Source organism: Paenibacillus sp. J22P218 (assembly GCF_056269195.1).
Genome location: NZ_JBWDNL010000001.1, coordinates 32,278 through 48,959, shown reverse-complemented (window position 1 = coordinate 48,959; position 16,682 = coordinate 32,278). Strand labels below are relative to the sequence as shown.

General features: G+C 50.6%; 17 protein-coding genes. 4 read left to right on the top strand and 13 right to left on the bottom strand.

Annotated elements, in window-relative coordinates; all coding sequences use genetic code 11:
* Positions 1 to 6 precede the first annotated feature (6 nt).
* The 3 genes from AC0YN0_RS00305 to AC0YN0_RS00295 form a co-directional block, all read right to left on the bottom strand.
* Positions 7 to 540: a hypothetical protein gene (locus AC0YN0_RS00305; protein WP_475819506.1), complete on the bottom strand. Its 534-nt coding sequence runs from the start codon at positions 538 to 540 to the stop codon at positions 7 to 9.
* Between the two features lie 780 nt (positions 541 to 1,320).
* The gene (locus AC0YN0_RS00300) at positions 1,321 to 2,151 is read right to left on the bottom strand and encodes a TrmH family RNA methyltransferase (RefSeq protein ID WP_475819505.1); all 831 of its coding nucleotides are present in this window, start codon (positions 2,149 to 2,151) and stop codon (positions 1,321 to 1,323) included.
* A 13-nt stretch (positions 2,152 to 2,164) separates the two neighbouring features.
* Positions 2,165 to 2,830 carry a potassium channel family protein gene (locus tag AC0YN0_RS00295; protein WP_337102758.1) on the bottom strand — a complete coding sequence of 222 codons (666 nt, stop codon included), beginning with the start codon at positions 2,828 to 2,830 and terminating at the stop codon, positions 2,165 to 2,167.
* 149 nt (positions 2,831 to 2,979) lie between these two features.
* On the opposite strand from AC0YN0_RS00295, the gene sspI reads away from it, so the two are divergent.
* Positions 2,980 to 3,216, top strand: a complete 237-nt coding sequence (gene sspI, locus AC0YN0_RS00290; protein WP_475819504.1) for a small acid-soluble spore protein SspI — start codon at positions 2,980 to 2,982, stop codon at positions 3,214 to 3,216.
* Between the two features lie 17 nt (positions 3,217 to 3,233).
* Here the strand turns inward: sspI and AC0YN0_RS00285 are convergent, their stop codons facing one another.
* The 9 genes from AC0YN0_RS00285 to AC0YN0_RS00245 form a co-directional block, all read right to left on the bottom strand.
* Entirely contained in the window at positions 3,234 to 4,436 is a 1,203-nt protein-coding gene (locus AC0YN0_RS00285; RefSeq protein ID WP_475819503.1) for an alpha-D-ribose 1-methylphosphonate 5-triphosphate diphosphatase, read from the bottom strand.
* Between the two features lie 145 nt (positions 4,437 to 4,581).
* Positions 4,582 to 4,983: a PucR family transcriptional regulator gene (locus AC0YN0_RS00280; protein WP_442051453.1), complete on the bottom strand. Its 402-nt coding sequence runs from the start codon at positions 4,981 to 4,983 to the stop codon at positions 4,582 to 4,584.
* 24 nt (positions 4,984 to 5,007) lie between these two features.
* A complete protein-coding gene (gene allB, locus AC0YN0_RS00275; protein ID WP_475819502.1) occupies positions 5,008 to 6,420 on the bottom strand; it encodes an allantoinase AllB in 1,413 nt (470 codons plus the stop codon).
* Between the two features lie 64 nt (positions 6,421 to 6,484).
* Positions 6,485 to 7,528, bottom strand: coding sequence for a DUF6282 family protein (locus AC0YN0_RS00270; protein ID WP_475819501.1), 1,044 nt, complete (start codon positions 7,526 to 7,528; stop codon positions 6,485 to 6,487).
* Positions 7,529 to 7,573: 45 nt separating this feature from the next.
* Complete coding sequence (locus AC0YN0_RS00265) at positions 7,574 to 8,431, bottom strand: carbohydrate ABC transporter permease (RefSeq protein ID WP_475819500.1); 858 nt, start codon at positions 8,429 to 8,431, stop codon at positions 7,574 to 7,576.
* A complete protein-coding gene (locus AC0YN0_RS00260) occupies positions 8,431 to 9,330 on the bottom strand; it encodes a carbohydrate ABC transporter permease (protein ID WP_475819499.1) in 900 nt (299 codons plus the stop codon). Before AC0YN0_RS00260 ends, AC0YN0_RS00265 begins: the two co-directional genes overlap by 1 nt.
* Positions 9,331 to 9,400: 70 nt before the next feature.
* Positions 9,401 to 10,747, bottom strand: coding sequence for an extracellular solute-binding protein (locus AC0YN0_RS00255; protein WP_475819498.1), 1,347 nt, complete (start codon positions 10,745 to 10,747; stop codon positions 9,401 to 9,403).
* 86 nt (positions 10,748 to 10,833) lie between these two features.
* Positions 10,834 to 11,496, bottom strand: a complete 663-nt coding sequence (locus tag AC0YN0_RS00250) for a GntR family transcriptional regulator (protein WP_475819497.1) — start codon at positions 11,494 to 11,496, stop codon at positions 10,834 to 10,836.
* Positions 11,497 to 11,764: 268 nt separating this feature from the next.
* Positions 11,765 to 12,331 carry a GbsR/MarR family transcriptional regulator gene (locus tag AC0YN0_RS00245; RefSeq protein ID WP_475819496.1) on the bottom strand — a complete coding sequence of 189 codons (567 nt, stop codon included), beginning with the start codon at positions 12,329 to 12,331 and terminating at the stop codon, positions 11,765 to 11,767.
* 240 nt (positions 12,332 to 12,571) lie between these two features.
* On the opposite strand from AC0YN0_RS00245, the gene AC0YN0_RS00240 reads away from it, so the two are divergent.
* The 3 genes from AC0YN0_RS00240 (at position 12,572) to AC0YN0_RS00230 (ending at position 15,519) form a co-directional block, all read left to right on the top strand.
* Complete coding sequence (locus AC0YN0_RS00240) at positions 12,572 to 13,771, top strand: quaternary amine ABC transporter ATP-binding protein (RefSeq protein WP_475819495.1); 1,200 nt, start codon at positions 12,572 to 12,574, stop codon at positions 13,769 to 13,771.
* Entirely contained in the window at positions 13,768 to 14,613 is an 846-nt protein-coding gene (locus tag AC0YN0_RS00235; RefSeq protein ID WP_475819494.1) for an ABC transporter permease, read from the top strand. The genes AC0YN0_RS00240 and AC0YN0_RS00235 overlap by 4 nt, the downstream gene beginning before the upstream one ends.
* A gap of 78 nt (positions 14,614 to 14,691) precedes the next feature.
* Positions 14,692 to 15,519, top strand: coding sequence for a glycine betaine ABC transporter substrate-binding protein (locus tag AC0YN0_RS00230; RefSeq protein ID WP_475820865.1), 828 nt, complete (start codon positions 14,692 to 14,694; stop codon positions 15,517 to 15,519).
* A 61-nt stretch (positions 15,520 to 15,580) separates the two neighbouring features.
* Here the strand turns inward: AC0YN0_RS00230 and AC0YN0_RS00225 are convergent, their stop codons facing one another.
* On the bottom strand, positions 15,581 to 16,681 hold the full coding sequence (locus AC0YN0_RS00225; protein WP_475819493.1) for a Gfo/Idh/MocA family protein: 1,101 nt from the start codon (positions 16,679 to 16,681) through the stop codon (positions 15,581 to 15,583).
* Between the last annotated feature and the right edge of the window lies 1 nt (position 16,682).

Sequence of the window (16,682 nt, the reverse complement as noted above, 5' to 3'; positions counted from 1 at the left end):
TGAATTTCATTTGTTTTGCTTTCCTGCTTTTTTCTTTCCTTTTTTTGATTTAGCTATTCTCCAGTTCGTTGGCTGGATATTTTGTGAATCTGCGTTTATAGGGATATTGATATCCAGATACTTATGTATTCTTTCACCTATTCGGGTGATTTCATCTAAAGTCTTTAATTGTTCTGCTACCCGATCTGAATGTGCATTTAATGCATTTGTAATTTCAACGCTGCTTTCAATCATTTTAGCATTAAGAGTGGAGAAGGTTCCTTCATCTTTTTTATAATCGTTCGTAACGTTATACCAGTCAGGTTCAGTTAATTGTTCTAAAGATACGGGATAGGTCAATGAGGGATTTTTGAACAGATCCGGAAAAATCTCATTATACACAGAGGCGATAAACGCTGAACAAAAAGCTTTTGGCACATCTTTAATACTTTCAGTTAGCGGATTCATTAAAAGAGAATATTTTTTCCCAAGTTGGTAAATTACTTTCTCAAATAAATCTAATTGACCATCTTCGTTAAGATTACTATATCTTAATACCATCCACTCCTCACTGTCTAAAGAAACTCTGTCTAGGGCAGTATAACTAAATGCTGTAATCTCTTTACCAATAGTTGCCTCTACAAAACGCCCGTTTCCTATACACAAAAGTGCATGCGTATAAGAAGCTTTTTTAAAATTGCCAACAGTCTGTAGGGAAATATTAATATCAGAAAGTAGTCCAGATGATTTTGTTAAGATGATATCCCCTGATCTGTGGGCATACTTATTTGATTCTCTTAATTTAATGTGAATTCATCCCTTCTTAATTATTTACACCCATAAGGGCTTGTAATGCTTTTAAAAATAGCTGTCCCCAAATCACCGACTCTCCAACCTGCACCAATCCCAACCCCCACAAGGCTTCACCACCAATTCTGAGATAGAAATTATTGTCCTGAAAACACGGGGAAAAAGACCTGAAAACTGGAAGAGAACTGGTTCAATTGTGAACGAAAACGAATAATAATTCGTGTCCCTTAAAGGATAGAGAAACGCCTGAGAAAAGCAGGGATCGGCAGTTATAATGGCTGGGTAAGAGCCTTTGAAAAAAAACTTGGGAAAACCACTCTCACTTCCCCAAAAAGCCTAAAGTAGCCTGGTTTTCTGCTTGATTACCTATTCGTAATTAACTTTGGAAATCCCTGCTGTGAAGGCGAAATGGATAAGGAAAAGACTGGAGGGGTTGGTGGTGAAAACCAGCAACCAGATTCCAGCCTTTGAGGGTTTGGGGACAATTAATTTTAGTTAGGGACGGTAAAAATAAAATTGGACAGGAATTATTTATTTGTTAAACTTCCGCTGCCTTAATCCTTCAAACAGCAGCACTGCCGTAGCGGTTGCGACGTTCAACGACTCTGATCCTCCGGGCATCGGGATGATAACCGCCTCGTCCAACTGCAGGCGCACGTCCTGAGATAGGCCTTCGGACTCGCTGCCCATGAGCAGCCAAGTCGGCTGCTTCCAATCGTAGGAGTAGCAGGTATGTGTTGCTTGCAGGCTTGTACCTACGAGCCTGATGCCCCGCTCCTGGGCTGCCGGCATCAGTTCCGTTAGATCGCCTTCGATGATCGGCAGATGGAACAACGATCCCATCGTCGAGCGAACCGTCTTCGGATTGTATAGATCGACGCAGCCTTTGCCAAGAATGACGGCATCTGCCGCCACCGCGTCCGCGCTGCGAATGATCGTGCCGACATTGCCAGGATCGCGCACGCCATCGAGCACGACGACGAGACTATTTTCACGGTAAAGCGCGCTTTGGTCATGCTCCGGCTTGGACACTACCGCGAAGACGGGAGGCGGCGTATCCGTCCCTGTGCACTTGGCCATCACGGATCGTGAAGCTTGAACCCATTCCGCTGCTTTCGCAGCCTCATAGCCGGTCGTACCTAGCTTAGACTCTTGCCTTAGCTCAACAGGGATGCCTCGTTCATTATCATAGATGATGACGGAAACGTCGATACCGCTCTTCAGCGCCTCCAGTACGAGATGAACGCCTTCAATAATAAATTGACCGCTGCGGTCGCGATGTTTCTTATCAAGCAACGAAGCCCATTGCTTCACGCGTTCATTTTGGATCGAAGTAATAAGTAAATCATAATTAGGATTCATAAGTGTCGTTAGCCTAGCCTTCCGAATATGCATTTTCTAAAATTCGAACATCCGAGTTTTTACCGACAATAACAAGCACATCATTCATTCGAATGAGATCATCGGCGTACGGAGCGATGTTCATCTCCGGTCCCGTCTTGATCGCCATAACATTACATTTGTATTTTGCGCGAATGTCCAGCTGCTTAAGGCTCTTGCCCACCATCGCATTGGACGCTTTCATCTCTACAATACTATAATCATCCGATAGCTCGATATAGTCAAGAATATTCGGCGACGCCAAATGATGCGCCAAGCGAAGTCCCATATCCCGCTCCGGGTATATCACTTTGTCGGCGCCTATTTTGGAAACCACCTTGCCGTGAAGCTCGTTCTGCGCTTTGACAATCAACGTCTTCACGCCTAGATCCTTCAAAATGATGGTTGTCAAAATGCTTGCTTGTATATCTTGTCCAATCGCCACGACTACAACGTCGAAGTTGCGTACGCCTAGCGCCCGCAGCGCTTCTTCATCTGTCGAGTCGGCCGATACTGCATGTGTCACCGTGCCTACAACATCCTGAATGCGATCCTCGCTCGAGTCAATGGCCAGAACCTCGTAACCCATTTCCGTCAAAGCTTTTGCTACGCTGGAGCCGAAGCGCCCCATGCCGACAATCGCGAACTGTTTTTTGGACATAACCGTAATTCCTCCTAAACTAAGCATGGTTCGAAGTGGAATTCTGTATCGTCACTCTAGTATAACATACGACCGCGACAAGGATGAAACAAGGCCCCGCAGGGAATAGTATTGACGTAACTCAGAACGATGCAGGAGGATGCGACAACATGAATAATGTTACCGTTGATTTGCGTCAAGCCATTATTAATCGTGTACAAGCCAATTCCGTACAAGATCTGACTGAGGTCATCGAGGATTCAATCGGAGCAGACGAGAGAACGCTCCCAGGACTCGGCGTTCTATTCGAGATGATATGGCAGCAATGCAGCCAGCCTGAGCAGCAACGCATGGTTGAAGCATTGCACCAGCATTTGCATCAAGGAGAAAATCCTAGTCCCAGCTAGCTGATTACCGGCGACTCCTAATAATAAGCTACTGCGCGGTAAACGATATTGCCGTCGACTATCGCACAAGTTACCCATGGAAGCTTCTCATAACGGTCAACAATAATGATGTCCGCCGCTTTGCCCGGCTTGATGGAACCTAGCTCGTCATTCGTGCCCAGCGCTTCGGCCGGATGAAGCGAAGCCATCCTCACCGCCTTAGGCAAAGCGGCAATCCCCTCATCCGCCAGCTTGAATATAGCCGCCAACATCGACGAAGGATGATAATCCGAGCATATAATATGAGCCGAGTCAGCGGAGATTGCATCGACGGCTCTCAGGTTGTTGTCGTGCGATGCGCCCCTCACGATGTTCGGAGCCCCGACGCATACGCGTTGCCCTATACTCGTGGCATAACTGGCCGTTTCCATATTAATCGGAAATTCGCATACGGTAGCGCCAAGCTGCGCAGATTGATCTACGCTATCCTTCGTATCATTATCATGAGAGGCAATCGCTATTCCATTCTCCATCGCTAACTTGCCCAGCTCGTGCAGTCGTATCCAATTCACCTGCTCCCTGCGCTTTGCCAAATCATCGACGATTATGCCTACTTCCCCTCTGTCTACTCCCTGATTTTTCATAACATATTGCTCGAACGACCCAGCCTTCCGGTATTGCCCTTGCCCCGGCGAATGATCCATGAACGATAAATACTCAATCTGTTTATCACGCAAGCAACGTTCAACAATCGAAAGCCCATTCAAATGCGATATTTCATACCGCAAATGGATACGATTGCGAATGACCGATCTATTCGCCCGGTAACGATTAATCAATTCAATCATTTCCGTAAGCAGATGATCGCCTCGAAGACTAAGACCCACTCCCAGCGATAACGAATGATACATCGTCGTAATACCATGAAGCGGCAGCTTGCGCTCGAATTCAAGCAGCGCCATCTGAAGCGGAAACAGCGTATTCGGGCGAGGCTGTATTTCCTTCTCTATTGCGTCACAGTGAATATCGATTAACCCCGGAAGGACGTATTTATGTTGTGCATCGATAACAATAGCATCCAAATTGCTGCTCATCCAGCGGCTAATCTCTCCATCCTGGACAAACACGGCTTCTATCCGTCCCTCTGCTATTCCTATTGAGACGTCTGAAATCTCGTCCTCCATTACAACCGTACCGTTTTTGATCAATATGGGCCGCTTCGTAATCGATAAATTATTCATATGACGCTCATTCCTCTTTCTCCTAAACATATTTTATAAGATTAACATAAGCCCGCATCATTAATCATATCACGCCGAAGCTGCATTAACGTTCGACAATAAACAGAAAAAGCCTGCGCTCGCGCAGACTTTTTCATTAACCTTGCTATCGTCGGCTATTCAGCATTTCCCGAAACAAAAACGCGAGTTTCAATCGCAGCAAATTATCCGTTTGCCGAAGCGGCAGGCCAAGCACCTTCTCCAGCTTCTCGATTCGGTAAGCAGCGGTATTCCGATGGATGAACAGCGCCCTGGCCATTTCATTCATATTGCCGTCGCAAGCGATAATCGTCTCGAGCGTAAGCAGCAGCTCAGCCCGTTGCATCCTCTCGGTCCGATCCTTCAAATCCCGCCTCTTCTCCAAAAGTTGCGGTTCGTCCGGCAATAGCTTGCTCAAGTACTTCCCGACATAGTCCTCCATGGATGCCTGGGGCAAAGTTCCGAATAGCGCCTTCCATTCGTTAACCAAATCGTCCCCGTCAGCTTTTCTGTTCACAATCGGTTCCATCTGCATCAACCTCCGTGAGCGTTTCTAGAGTGCGTTGCTTTTCTCCTTCTTCCTGGGCAAGAAACATTCCAAGCCTGCGCGCGATTGGTTCGTACCGAGTCCTTCTTCATAAACGGCCTTTCCTCTAAGCAGCGTCATTCTCACTTTGCAGCCGAGCTCCCTATCCATATAAGGCGTTTGCATGTGCCTTTGAAATAATCGATCAGCCGTTAAACGGTATCCTCCGTTTAAATCCACCAGTACGAGGTCCGCGTCATGGCCGACTTGGATTGCGCCCTTCCTGTGATGAAGGCCGAAGCGTCGAGCGGGAGCGCCGGACAGTAATTGGCTAATTTGCGTTAACGGTATGCCCCGCTTCAAATGCCCTTCGTCAACTAGCAGCTCCAGCGAGCTCTGGGCTCCAGAAATGCCTCCCCAAGCCGCAAACATATCCGTATGCTCCTTGAGCCCGGCAGGACAAGGCGAATGATCGGAAGCAATGAGATCGATTAAGCCCAGTTCCAGACATTGCCACAGCTTCGCTTGTTCGGCTGCGCTCCGCAACGGGGGAGCGCACTTGGCGACCGCCCCCAAATGCGCGAAGTCATCCTCCGTCAGCGTCAAATAATGCGGACAAGTCTCCAGCGTCACATCCTGCCCGGTCCGCCTGGCCTGCCAAATAACCTTCACGGCAGCTTCGCTGCTAATATGGGCGAAATGCAGACTGCAGCCTGCTTGCTTCGCATAATTCAGCGCTTTCGAGACCGCCTCCAGCTCGGCTTCGATCGGACGCGAAGCCGAATAGTCGAACGCGCCGCTGCGCCCCTCCGATAAAGCCTGCTTGGAAAGTCTCGTTACGATGTCTTCATCCTCGGCATGAAGCACAAGCACTTTGCCAAGCTCCGCAATCCTCTTCATCCCCTCCAGCAGCGTTCCGTCGTCGCTTCGCCGGAACGCCTCCTCATGCTCGTCGCCAGGGGATGACATAAACGCTTTAAACCCAACGACTCCCGCTCTCGCAAGAAGCGGCAGTTGTTCCAAGTAACCTGGCATCAAACCGCCCCAGAACCCGTAATCAACGAGCGATACGCCACACGCGCGCCTCCGCTTCTGCTCCAATGCGGCCACAGTCACGGTCGGCGGCACGCCATTCAACGGCATATCGATGAATGTCGTACAGCCGCCTGCCGCCAGCGCGTTCGAACCCGTGGCATACCCTTCCCAGTGCCCGAACCCCGGTTCATTGAAATGGACGTGCGCGTCGATCATTCCCGGCAGAACAGCCAAGCCGGCAGCATCGATCGTGCGGGCGCCGCTGCGTTCCAATGATGCTCCAATTTCCGCTATGCGTCCCTCTCGGACGCCAATCTCTACCTTCTCGATACGATCCTCAAGTACGACAAGACCGTTAACAACGACAAGATCATACGGCAATGCGGTTGCCCCGTTATCCAACATCCGTATCGTTCACTCCATTCGTCATCCCTGGCTGCAGTGGCCGCGAGCTCATCTTCTGCTTACGTTAGTCCCCGATGCCGATCAGCTTAGCCGGATTCTCGGCGATCATCTTATATATGTCATCCGGCGCGAACTGGTAATCCAGCATCGTCGCTACCATCGTACGCATGCCCTGCACCGGCGACGGAGCGGCGCGGATTCCGTAATCCGTGCCGAGCACGAAACGGTCGATGCCGACCTCCTTGATCGTCTTCATCCACTTAACCGCGTTGGAGAAACGTCCCAATTCAGCCCCCATGTCCATATATTCCTTCTCCACATAGTAATGCGTTCGCGGAACGTCGGGGTATAACCAGTCAACCAAGCAAGCTTCCAGAAACGCGCCTCTCGCGGCCGCCTCCTTCTGCTGCTCGATCGTCATGTTTCCCCTGACCGGATGCGCGATCAGCACCTTCTTGATCCCGTATTCCTCGGCAAGATCCAGCAAGCGAAGAGCTTCCGGCACGGATACATGTCCTGTATTCAAGTAAACCTCCGGCTTCTCCGCCACCATCGTAAGAATTTCGTCCAACTCTTCGGATATCTTCCCCTCTACCGGAATGGACGTCGCAACCGTAAGCTCCTTCTCGGCAAACTTCGGAAAAGCATCCTTGAACGGTACGAGCTTACCGTCGATCAGCGTAGATTCGCGTTCCGCCGAATGGCGGGTGCAATGCGATCCGAAGCTGATGAATCGGCACCCTTCCTCGATGTGGAGAGCGGTCTTGACCGCCCGCGGATTCATGCCTCCATGGCCCGAATTCATCAGGTAGCCGCCGTACGTATGGATGCCGGGAACGTGACGGTTGACAACCCATGCCATGCCCGAAGCGCCGCCGAATACGTCGTAATACACGATGCTCTTCATGCCTGCGGCAACCGCCTCTTGGGCGACCTGAATAGGATCGAAGTGTCCCGGATTGGAGTTAAGCACCGGGCCTGCATGCACGTGGCTGTCGATCGCCCCAATGAGGAGCTCGTCCGGAAGCTCCATCGAGCGGCTGTAAAACGATTCCTTCCATTTGGAGCGGTCCGGCGTGCGAAGAACGGGTTGTTCATAGTTCAGCATTCATATTTCCTCCCAATCGTTATTAGTAGTTTGTTGCAGCGCGAATCAACCTTTCACCGCTCCGGCCATGACGCCGGCAATGATGCGGGAGCTGAATGCGAAATAAATGACCGTAACCGGCAGCATCGACAGTACCATCCCGGCCATAAGCTGAGGATAATTGGTGCTGTGCTGCGATTTGAAAAACGACATCCCGAGCGGAACGGTCCGCATCGCCTCATCCTTCAACAGCACAAGCGCGAACGAAAACTCGTTCCAGCAGGCAAAGAACTGCAATATCGCAACCGTAGTCAATACGGGCACTGCCATCGGCAAAATAATTTTGAACATCGCTCCGCTGAAGCTTAATCCGTCGATGGCGGCGGCTTCCTCGATTTCCTTCGGAATGCCTACGATATAGCTCGTTACGAGCAATATCGGCAGCGATAAATTAAAAGCAACGTACGGAATGACGAGCGTGAACCATTGATCGGCAAGCCCCGTCTGTTTGAACAGCAAATATACGGGAACGAGAAGCGCGTGAATCGGCACCAGCATGCCGAACAAATAATAAAACACCATAAGCTTCTTTCCTTTGAATTGCAGCCGGGCAATCATGTAGCCTGTTATGAATGCGATCAGCACGATCAGAATAACCGACAACACCGTCACCCTGGCGCTGTTCCATGACAGATGCAGCATGTTGGTCAGCTTTATCGCTTCCGCGTAATTGCCGAACTGCAGCTTCTCGGGAAGCTTCAATATGCTGTTCGAAAACTCCGGCTGCGTTTTTAAAGACGAGTAACCGATCCATACGAGCGGAAAAATACAGCTGAACGTAAACAGCATCATGACCGCATTCAGCAGCGTCTTCTTCGCTGCGCGCGAGTACCTCGAATAATTCCTTTCCACCGCCTGCTCCATTAAGCCTCACCTCCATTGTTGCCCCGTATCCTTTGCAGCAGAAAGGTGCTAAGCAAAATAATGACCATCGTCAGCGTCATAATCGTAATGGCTAACGCCGAGCCATAGCCGTATCGGAACCTTAGAAACGAGGTTTCATAAGCGTATAGCGCCATAACCGACGAGGAATTTCCCGGCCCGCCGCCGGTCATCGCATAAATATGCTCGAATCCGCGCATATTGTTGGCGATGCACAGCAGCGATGCAACGATTAACGTTGGTCTAGCCAACGGAATGACGACATACCACGCTTTGCGAATGCCCGTAGCTCCGTCAATCTCGGCTACCTCCAGCACCTCTTTGTTAATGGAGGAAAGGCCCGCAAGCATCAACAGCGTGAAGAAGCCGATATTTTGCCAAGACAGAGGAATCGATACGAGCAGCACGATCGGTCCGGATAGATCGAGCCATGATTGCACGAAGCGCTCCAACCCAAACACTCTCAGAAGCTCGTTAAGCAGTCCGTTATTATAGTTGTAAATGAGCGTCCATAGAAACGCGATGATGATCGGTGCCAACGTCGAGGGAAAGAAACTCATCGTACGATGCAGCCCTTTCAGCTTCACGAGCTTGGACATCAGAAACATCGCGAACACAAACGCCAGCCCGACTTGCCCGACCAATCCATAGATGGTCATTAGAACGTTGTTCAGGAACGAATGCCAGAATACTTCATCCCGCATAATCTCCAAGTAGTTATCAAGACCGGTAAACGTCATCTTAGGCCCGCCAGTCCAAGAATAAAAGCCGTACCTAAAGGCGGATAAAATCGGAACGAGTACGACAAAAGAGTAGATCGCCAGCCCAGGAAGCAAATACAACAGAAGCAGCCAACCGGGAGGGCGCAATGCTTTGCCCATGCTATCACCTCATCGTTATGGTTGGTCCGGAAGCGCCATCGGACTACGACGATCGCTCCCGGATTCACTCTTATGGTTTGGACAACAGCGTCTCATACGCTTTTTGCGTCTCTTTCGCCATCTGTTCCGGCGTCTTGGAGCCGGCCATGACGCTTTGGATTTCCGTATTGATCACTTCGACGATTGAAGCATCGAACCACAGATCGAATATTTTCGTCGCATCGGCTGCCGCGCTCGCCTCGTAAGCGCCGAGAGCGACCGGATGCAGTTTAGCTGAGTCGAACTCACCAGGATCGTAGGCAGGGAAACCGCCGACCTCCGCCATCAGCTTCGCGCTCTCCGACCCTGTCATGTAATCGAGCAGCGTCATAATGGCATCAAGCTTCGGACCAGGCTGAATATCGGCATTTACGCTATAATACACGCCTGCTCCGCCCGATGAACTGAGCGGATTGCCCTTGCCTCCGTCAATCGGCGGAAATACGGCAACCTTCGTCTCGTTCGTCACGGCCTCCGGCGCATTGTTAACAATGTTCATCGCCGACCATATGCCGCTGACGAACGCCGCCGATCTTTCCTCGAAGTAATACGTCACCATGGTATCGCCGTCAACCGAGTTCATATCTTTGTTCAGGTAACCGGACTTCGATAGATCGGACATGATCGAAATCGCTTTGATGAATGCAGGATCGGTAAATGCCGCGCCGCTTCCCTTCAATATCGATTCCGTCCATTCCGGTCCCGTGGAACGGTCGGTCAACGCGCTGATCCAGCTGGAAAGCGCATAACCCTTCGCCTTGTCGCCATATGAGAACAGGTTTATGCCCTTATCCGCCAACTTTTTGCCCGCGTCCATCATCTCCTCCCATGTTTTGGGGAACTGATCGTAGCCGACATCGGCGAACATTTTAGCGTTGTAATAAATGAGATGAGTCGGTCCTGCGGCAATCGGTATGCCGTACACCTTTCCTTCGCGCGTGCCTGCATCAAGAGTACCCGGACGGTATCCGTCGCGCCATTCCGGACGCTTGTCCAGCTCTTCGTTCAGCGGAAGCACGATCTCGTTGTTCACGAAGTTCGTCATCCACGAACCTGGGACGATGAAGACGTCCGGCATATCGTCGGCGGCAGCCAGCGATTGCGCTTTGATCGAGTAGTCCTCGTTCTGCTGCTGCTCTTCGATAATTTCAATCTCGGGATAATCCTGCTTGAACCGCTTCAGCCCATCGAGCACGGCGGTATCCTCCGGGCTTTTGCCAATGTTCGCATCCATGTAGCGGTGCATGAGGTTGATCTTTATTTTGCCGTCGCCGGACGGCTCGTCCGTACTTTCCTCGGATGTCCCAGCATTGGAGCAAGCCCCTAACACCAGTGCAACAATGACCAACCAGCTAAGAACAAATGGATATTTTCTCACATTCTCCACTCCCTATTTGTTTTGCGACAGTTACGAACTGTTCTCTATTTGGCATCCGAAATTGGATACAATCTTGGATAAAAAAATTAGTACTGAAAAATATCCGACAGGTTCAGTACATTCGTCGTCGATACCGTGAAATTGAGCGAACGCTCGATCTGGAGCAGATGCTCCGTCATAATTCGCGCAGCCTGTTCCCCGTCCTTGCGAACAATGGCTCCAATCAAATCCTCATGATCATGGCAAAAGTTTTGGTTCGTGCCATATAGGGCAATGATGACGGCCGTTAAGGAAATCAATTCCTCCAAAAAATGATAATAATACGTATTGTCCGCAAGCTCAGCGAGCTTTAAGTGAAAGTCGACGGTTACATCGAGAGCGCCTACGATGTCTCCGGCATGGCTTGCCTGATGCTCTTCCTTCAGCAGCGCCTCCAGTTGGGTAATTTGTTCCGGTACGACGATGCCGCATAGCTTTCTAACCATGGCGGACTCGATGATGCGCCTCATTTCGAATACGGCTCTTGCCTCTTCGACGCTCGGGCAGGAAACGAATGCCCCGCGATACGGAATAACGGTAACGAGCTTCTCCATTGCTAACCGGCGCAGCACGTTTCGAATCGGCGTTCTGCTTACTTGAAAAGCTTCGGCAAGCGAATCCTCCACTAACTGCATGTTGGGCAGCAGCTTATGCTGCGTAATCGCCAGCTTAATGTCTTTATAAATTTCCATTTCCTTCACTTTAGACATGGCCCTCCCCCTTTTGGTTGAAGCATCGTTCATCCCTTCGGCCGAAGAAGATGTTAAATATAGTGACATTGTAGTTGCGTTTCTTCCGATGCGTCAATGGATAAGCGGTATTTTCGGCATTGTGCATAATTAAAGCGATTACAAATTAATGAGGTTAATGAATGGTAGCGCTTCCTTAACTATAACTGACATTCATATAACACAAGTTGGGTTGGACGGACAAAAAAACTGCGGCTACAAGAGCCGCAGTTTGCGCAAGCGAACTATTTTATTTGGAATCGTCTTCCTTCGGTATAAACTCGTAAATGTCTCCCGTCTCGAATGAATCGATTAAGCGGTCCAGCCACCGATAATATTTGAGCGCTTCTTCGATCTTGGCCGCATCGTTATCGAGCACCTGCACGAAATCCTGCTCATCCTCATGCTGACGCTTAAGCTCGGCAATCTCCTTTAATGAACGAGACAGCACATGCTTATTTTGCTCCAGAGCTTTTCTCCATTTAATCGAGAAGAAATCGGCGAAATTCTGATGCCAATCGGGAACAGCCTCATATAAGTCTTTGCGCGAGCCTTTGCCCCATACCTTATTGATCATTTTCAGATCAAGCAAGGTTCGCATGCCTGTACTCATTGACGTCTTGCTCATGCCCATCGTATGGCTCATTTCGTCGAGGGTGACCGGCTCTTGATTGAAATACATATTACCGTATAGGTGCCCAATGGATAATGTAACGCCGTATAAGTCCATATTTTTGCCGATCGATTCGATAACACGTCTGCGCGTACGATGTAGCTTGTCTATCTGTTCGTCCGTTAACGCTGCAAGTTCATTCATTTTGTTCCTCCAGGAGGGATCGTTATCCCGTTAAATCCTACAAGAAGTATTGTAATCAAATGCTTGTCTATATGTAAAGATAACGTTTGGATCGAAAAAGGGAGTTATACGGAGCATTCCGTACGAAAAGTTTGTAAAGTTAAAACTGTACGTACATTACGAAGGCTCACGCGTTTTGACCTTTACAGGAATAACCACCTACACTTGTAGGAGACAAATATTGCACAAGGGGGACATTACATGGCCATTATAGAAGCCAAGAGGCTGACCAAAATTTTCGGACCCGATCCGAAAAAAGCGATTCCGCTGCTGGATAAAGGATGGTCCAAAGAAAAAATCCACGCGGAAACAAAACTTACTGTCGGTGTTAACCAGGCCGAATTCGCAATCGAGGCCGGTCAAATATTCGTTATTATGGGCTTGTCCGGGAGCGGCAAGTCGACGCTCGTACGCCTGATCAATCGGTTGATCGAGCCGACATCGGGCCAAATCATATTCAATGGAACAGATGTACTAAAGATGAATGCTGAGCAATTGCGTCAATTCCGCCGCAAAAACGTTGGAATGGTGTTTCAAAAGTTCGCGCTGTTCCCGCATCGCACCGTTATTCAGAATATCGAATACGGCTTAGAGGTGCAAGGCATCGATAAGAAGAAACGCCGCGAGATGGCGATGCAGTCCTTGGAGCTAGTCGGTCTTTCCGGCTGGGCGAACAGCTATCCCGAGCAGCTAAGCGGCGGCATGCAGCAGCGCGTCGGGCTGGCTAGAGGGCTCGCGAACGATCCCGACGTCCTTCTTATGGATGAAGCGTTCAGCGCGCTTGATCCGCTGATACGCAAGGATATGCAGGACGAGCTGCTAGAGCTTCAGTCGAAAATGAAAAAAACAATCGTATTCATCACGCATGATTTGAATGAGGCGCTGCGTATCGGCGATCAAATCGCGTTAATGAAGGACGGCAGCATCGTTCAGATCGGCTCTCCAGACGAAATTCTGATGCAGCCGGCTAATAAATACGTGGAACGGTTCGTCGAGGATGTCGACTTATCCAAGGTGCTGACCGCTTCCCGCGTAATGGAGAAGGCCGAGACGATAACCATAGAGAGAGGTCCGCGCGTTGCGCTTCAATTTATGAGAGATCGCGGCGTTTCCAGTCTGTATGCCGTCGACAAGATGATGAAGCTGCTCGGCGTTATTACCGCCGAGGATGCTTCCAGGGCGCTCAAGGAGGGACTTACCCTTCAAGAAGTATTGCTTCAGGAAGCTCCAACCGCAGCTCCTGACGCTCTTATTAACGAACTGTTCGAAGGCATGAGCAGTTCCAAGCTCCCCGTGGCCGTCGTCGACGACAGCAACCGTCTCTTAGGCGTCGTATTGAAGGGCGCTGTGTTAGCCGCGTTAGCAGGGAATACCGTGTTCGAGGCAGGTGATTCGGCATGAGTATGAACATTCCAAAGATCCCGTTAGCGGAATGGATCGAATCGCTTGAAGCTTGGCTCGAAACGAATCTGGATCCGGTGTTTAGCGTCATTCGCACGGTTGTCGGCGGAACCGTCGGCGGACTGGATACAGTGCTGAATAGCGTCCACCCGCTCCTGTTAATCGTTATTTTCACCTTATTGGCATGGTTTATCGGCAGATGGAGAATGGCAATCTTTACTGCCATCGGTCTGCTCGTGATCGACAACCTCGGTTTATGGAGCCAGACGATGCAGACGCTGGCGCTCGTATTAACGGCCGCCGTCATATCCGTCATTATCGGTGTACCGATCGGCATCTTATGCGCACGCAACAATAGCGTACAGAAAGTCGTGACACCGCTGCTTGACTTCATGCAGACGATGCCGGCATTCGTTTATTTATTGCCTGCCGTCACGTTCTTCTCGCTTGGCGTCGTTCCAGGCGTCATCTCGTCGATCATATTCGCGATTCCGCCAACGATTCGTTTAACTAACCTTGGCATACGCCAAGTGCCGGCGGAGCTTGTCGAGGCGGCCGACGCTTTCGGCTCGACGCCGTCTCAGAAGCTGTTCAAGCTTCAGCTTCCCATCGCGATGCCAACGATTATGGCCGGCATCAACCAGACAATCATGCTGTCGCTTTCGATGGTCGTTATCGCTTCGATGATTGGGGCTCAGGGCGTCGGGGCATATGTGTACCGTGCCGTAACGCAAGGCAATACCGGCGTCGGATTCGAAGCCGGCCTAGCCATCGTCATCTTGGCCATCATTCTTGACCGACTGACGCAGCAGGTCATCCGCCGCACGAAAACTAACGGATAATCGATAACTATTATTAAACGAAGGAGTGGTTTTTTGAAACGGAACAAATTAACCGTAATCGCAGCAGTCGTACTCGCAATGGCAGTAGTAGCAGGATGTTCAACGTCTAATAACGGTGGCAATTCGGGCAAAAAAATAACGCTCGCCTATGTCGCATGGGACTCCGAAATCGCCAGCACTTATGTGCTCAAGGAAGTATTGGAGCAGAAACTGGATTATAAAGTTGAGTTGATGCAGGTCGACGCAGGCCCAATGTGGGCAGGCATCTCCGACGGAAGCGCGGACGCCAGCGCGGCGGCTTGGCTGCCGACGACGCATGAATCGTATGCCGCTAAGTATGAAGGCAAGTACGATGACCTAGGCGTAAATCTAGATGGAACGAAGATTGGACTCGTCGTTCCGCAGTATATGGACATTAACAGCATAGAGGATTTGACGGACGAGGTTGGTTCAAGTCTCGACTATACGATTATCGGCATCGAGCCGGGCGCAGGACTAATGATGTCGACGGAAAAAGCGTTCGACGAATACGGCTTGCGCGATAAGTGGACACTACTCGAGAGTTCCTCGGCGGCAATGACACAGCAGCTTGAGAAAGCATACGCCGATCAGAAGCCGATCGTCGTTACCGGCTGGACGCCGCACTGGAAGTTCGCCAAGATGGATCTGAAATATTTGGAGGATCCGAAAAACGTCTACGGCGGCGACGAGCAGATTCATACCGTTGCCCGCAAAGGACTGAAGGATGATCAGCCTGAGGCTTACGCATTCCTTGACGCCTTTAATTGGACACCGGATGAAATGGCCGATGTCATGATCCAAATCCAAGAAGGCAAGTCGCCGGAGGATGCCGCCAAGCAATGGGTGGAGCAAAATCCGGACAAAGTGGACGCTTGGATCAAATAACAACTATTCAATGCAAGAGGGCCGCTCCCGATTGGGAGCGGCCCTTGTTTGTAATGAACGACTAGTCCAAGCAGAACGGTTGAAGTCCAAGCGGCAACGGAGCCGGACGCTCGCAGCTGCTCTTCATCTTGTAATGCACGCCTTGTTCGGATGCGTCATGGAAACCATGCATCGCTTCAAGCACGTGGAAAGCCAGCTCGCCGCTAACGCGCGGTTTGCGGCCGGTAAGGATCGCTTTCGCCATATCGGCTGCGCCGACGCCGCGGGCGTTCTCGGAGTAGCCATGGGCAAGAGGGATTTCCTTCCACTCTTTTTGTCCAGGGCGATTAATATAGATCGGGCCGCCGAAGCCGTTCGGATCCGGAACTTGCATCGTGCCCGCGCTGCCGTATACTTCGATACATGGCAGACGCGAACCGCCTTTCACGTCGAAGCTCGTAAGCAGCGTGCCGATAGCGCCGGAAGCGAAGTCCATTACGCCTGCGATATGCGTCGGCACTTCAACTTGCACCTTCTGCCCGTATTTCGGCTGGCTCGTAATCGTACGTTCAGGGAAGGAAATACGCGCCGAACCAGTTACGCGGTTAATTGGTCCAAGCATCGCGACAAGCGCAGTCAGGTAGTAAGGCCCCATATCGAACATCGGACCGCCGCCGTGCTGGTAGTAGAACTCAGGCGCCGGATGCCAAGACTCGTGGCCCCCGCCTACCATGAATGCCGTAGCGCCGATCGGCGTGCCGATCCAGCCGTCCTCGATCAGCTTAATGCTCGTTTGGATGCCGCCGCCAAGGAATGTATCCGGCGCGCTTCCTGCGTATAGACCTTTCTTGCGGGCAAGCTCGAGCACCGCAAGACCTTCCTCGCGCGTAACCGCGAAAGGTTTCTCTACATATACATGCTTGCCGGCTTCGAGCGCTCTTAAGTTAACGGAAGCGTGAGCTTGCGGAATCGTCAAGTTAATGACCATTTGAATATCCGGATCGGCAAGCAGCTCGTCGACGGAATAACCTTTAATGCCGTGCTCTTCAGCCTTAGCCTTTGCGCGCTCCACATCTAGATCCGCGCATGCTACTACTTGCATGGAATCGAATTTGCTACCGTTTTGCAAATAAATGCCGCTAATGTTGCCCGTACCGATTATGCCTACTTTAATCTTCTCCATG

What these genes read in the sequence shown, in the direction of transcription:
- AC0YN0_RS00305 (WP_475819506.1), bottom strand. Translation starts at nt 540, where the DNA reads ATGGTATTAAGATATAGTAATCTTAACGAAGATGGTCAATTAGATTTA.
- AC0YN0_RS00300 (WP_475819505.1), bottom strand. Translation starts at nt 2,151, where the DNA reads ATGAATCCTAATTATGATTTACTTATTACTTCGATCCAAAATGAACGC.
- AC0YN0_RS00295 (WP_337102758.1), bottom strand. Translation starts at nt 2,830, where the DNA reads ATGTCCAAAAAACAGTTCGCGATTGTCGGCATGGGGCGCTTCGGCTCC.
- sspI (WP_475819504.1), top strand. Translation starts at nt 2,980, where the DNA reads ATGAATAATGTTACCGTTGATTTGCGTCAAGCCATTATTAATCGTGTA.
- AC0YN0_RS00285 (WP_475819503.1), bottom strand. Translation starts at nt 4,436, where the DNA reads ATGAATAATTTATCGATTACGAAGCGGCCCATATTGATCAAAAACGGT.
- AC0YN0_RS00280 (WP_442051453.1), bottom strand. Translation starts at nt 4,983, where the DNA reads ATGGAACCGATTGTGAACAGAAAAGCTGACGGGGACGATTTGGTTAAC.
- allB (WP_475819502.1), bottom strand. Translation starts at nt 6,420, where the DNA reads ATGTTGGATAACGGGGCAACCGCATTGCCGTATGATCTTGTCGTTGTT.
- AC0YN0_RS00270 (WP_475819501.1), bottom strand. Translation starts at nt 7,528, where the DNA reads ATGCTGAACTATGAACAACCCGTTCTTCGCACGCCGGACCGCTCCAAA.
- AC0YN0_RS00265 (WP_475819500.1), bottom strand. Translation starts at nt 8,431, where the DNA reads ATGGAGCAGGCGGTGGAAAGGAATTATTCGAGGTACTCGCGCGCAGCG.
- AC0YN0_RS00260 (WP_475819499.1), bottom strand. Translation starts at nt 9,330, where the DNA reads ATGGGCAAAGCATTGCGCCCTCCCGGTTGGCTGCTTCTGTTGTATTTG.
- AC0YN0_RS00250 (WP_475819497.1), bottom strand. Translation starts at nt 11,496, where the DNA reads ATGTCTAAAGTGAAGGAAATGGAAATTTATAAAGACATTAAGCTGGCG.
- AC0YN0_RS00245 (WP_475819496.1), bottom strand. Translation starts at nt 12,331, where the DNA reads ATGAATGAACTTGCAGCGTTAACGGACGAACAGATAGACAAGCTACAT.
- AC0YN0_RS00240 (WP_475819495.1), top strand. Translation starts at nt 12,572, where the DNA reads ATGGCCATTATAGAAGCCAAGAGGCTGACCAAAATTTTCGGACCCGAT.
- AC0YN0_RS00235 (WP_475819494.1), top strand. Translation starts at nt 13,768, where the DNA reads ATGAGTATGAACATTCCAAAGATCCCGTTAGCGGAATGGATCGAATCG.
- AC0YN0_RS00230 (WP_475820865.1), top strand. Translation starts at nt 14,692, where the DNA reads ATGGCAGTAGTAGCAGGATGTTCAACGTCTAATAACGGTGGCAATTCG.
- AC0YN0_RS00225 (WP_475819493.1), bottom strand. Translation starts at nt 16,681, where the DNA reads ATGGAGAAGATTAAAGTAGGCATAATCGGTACGGGCAACATTAGCGGC.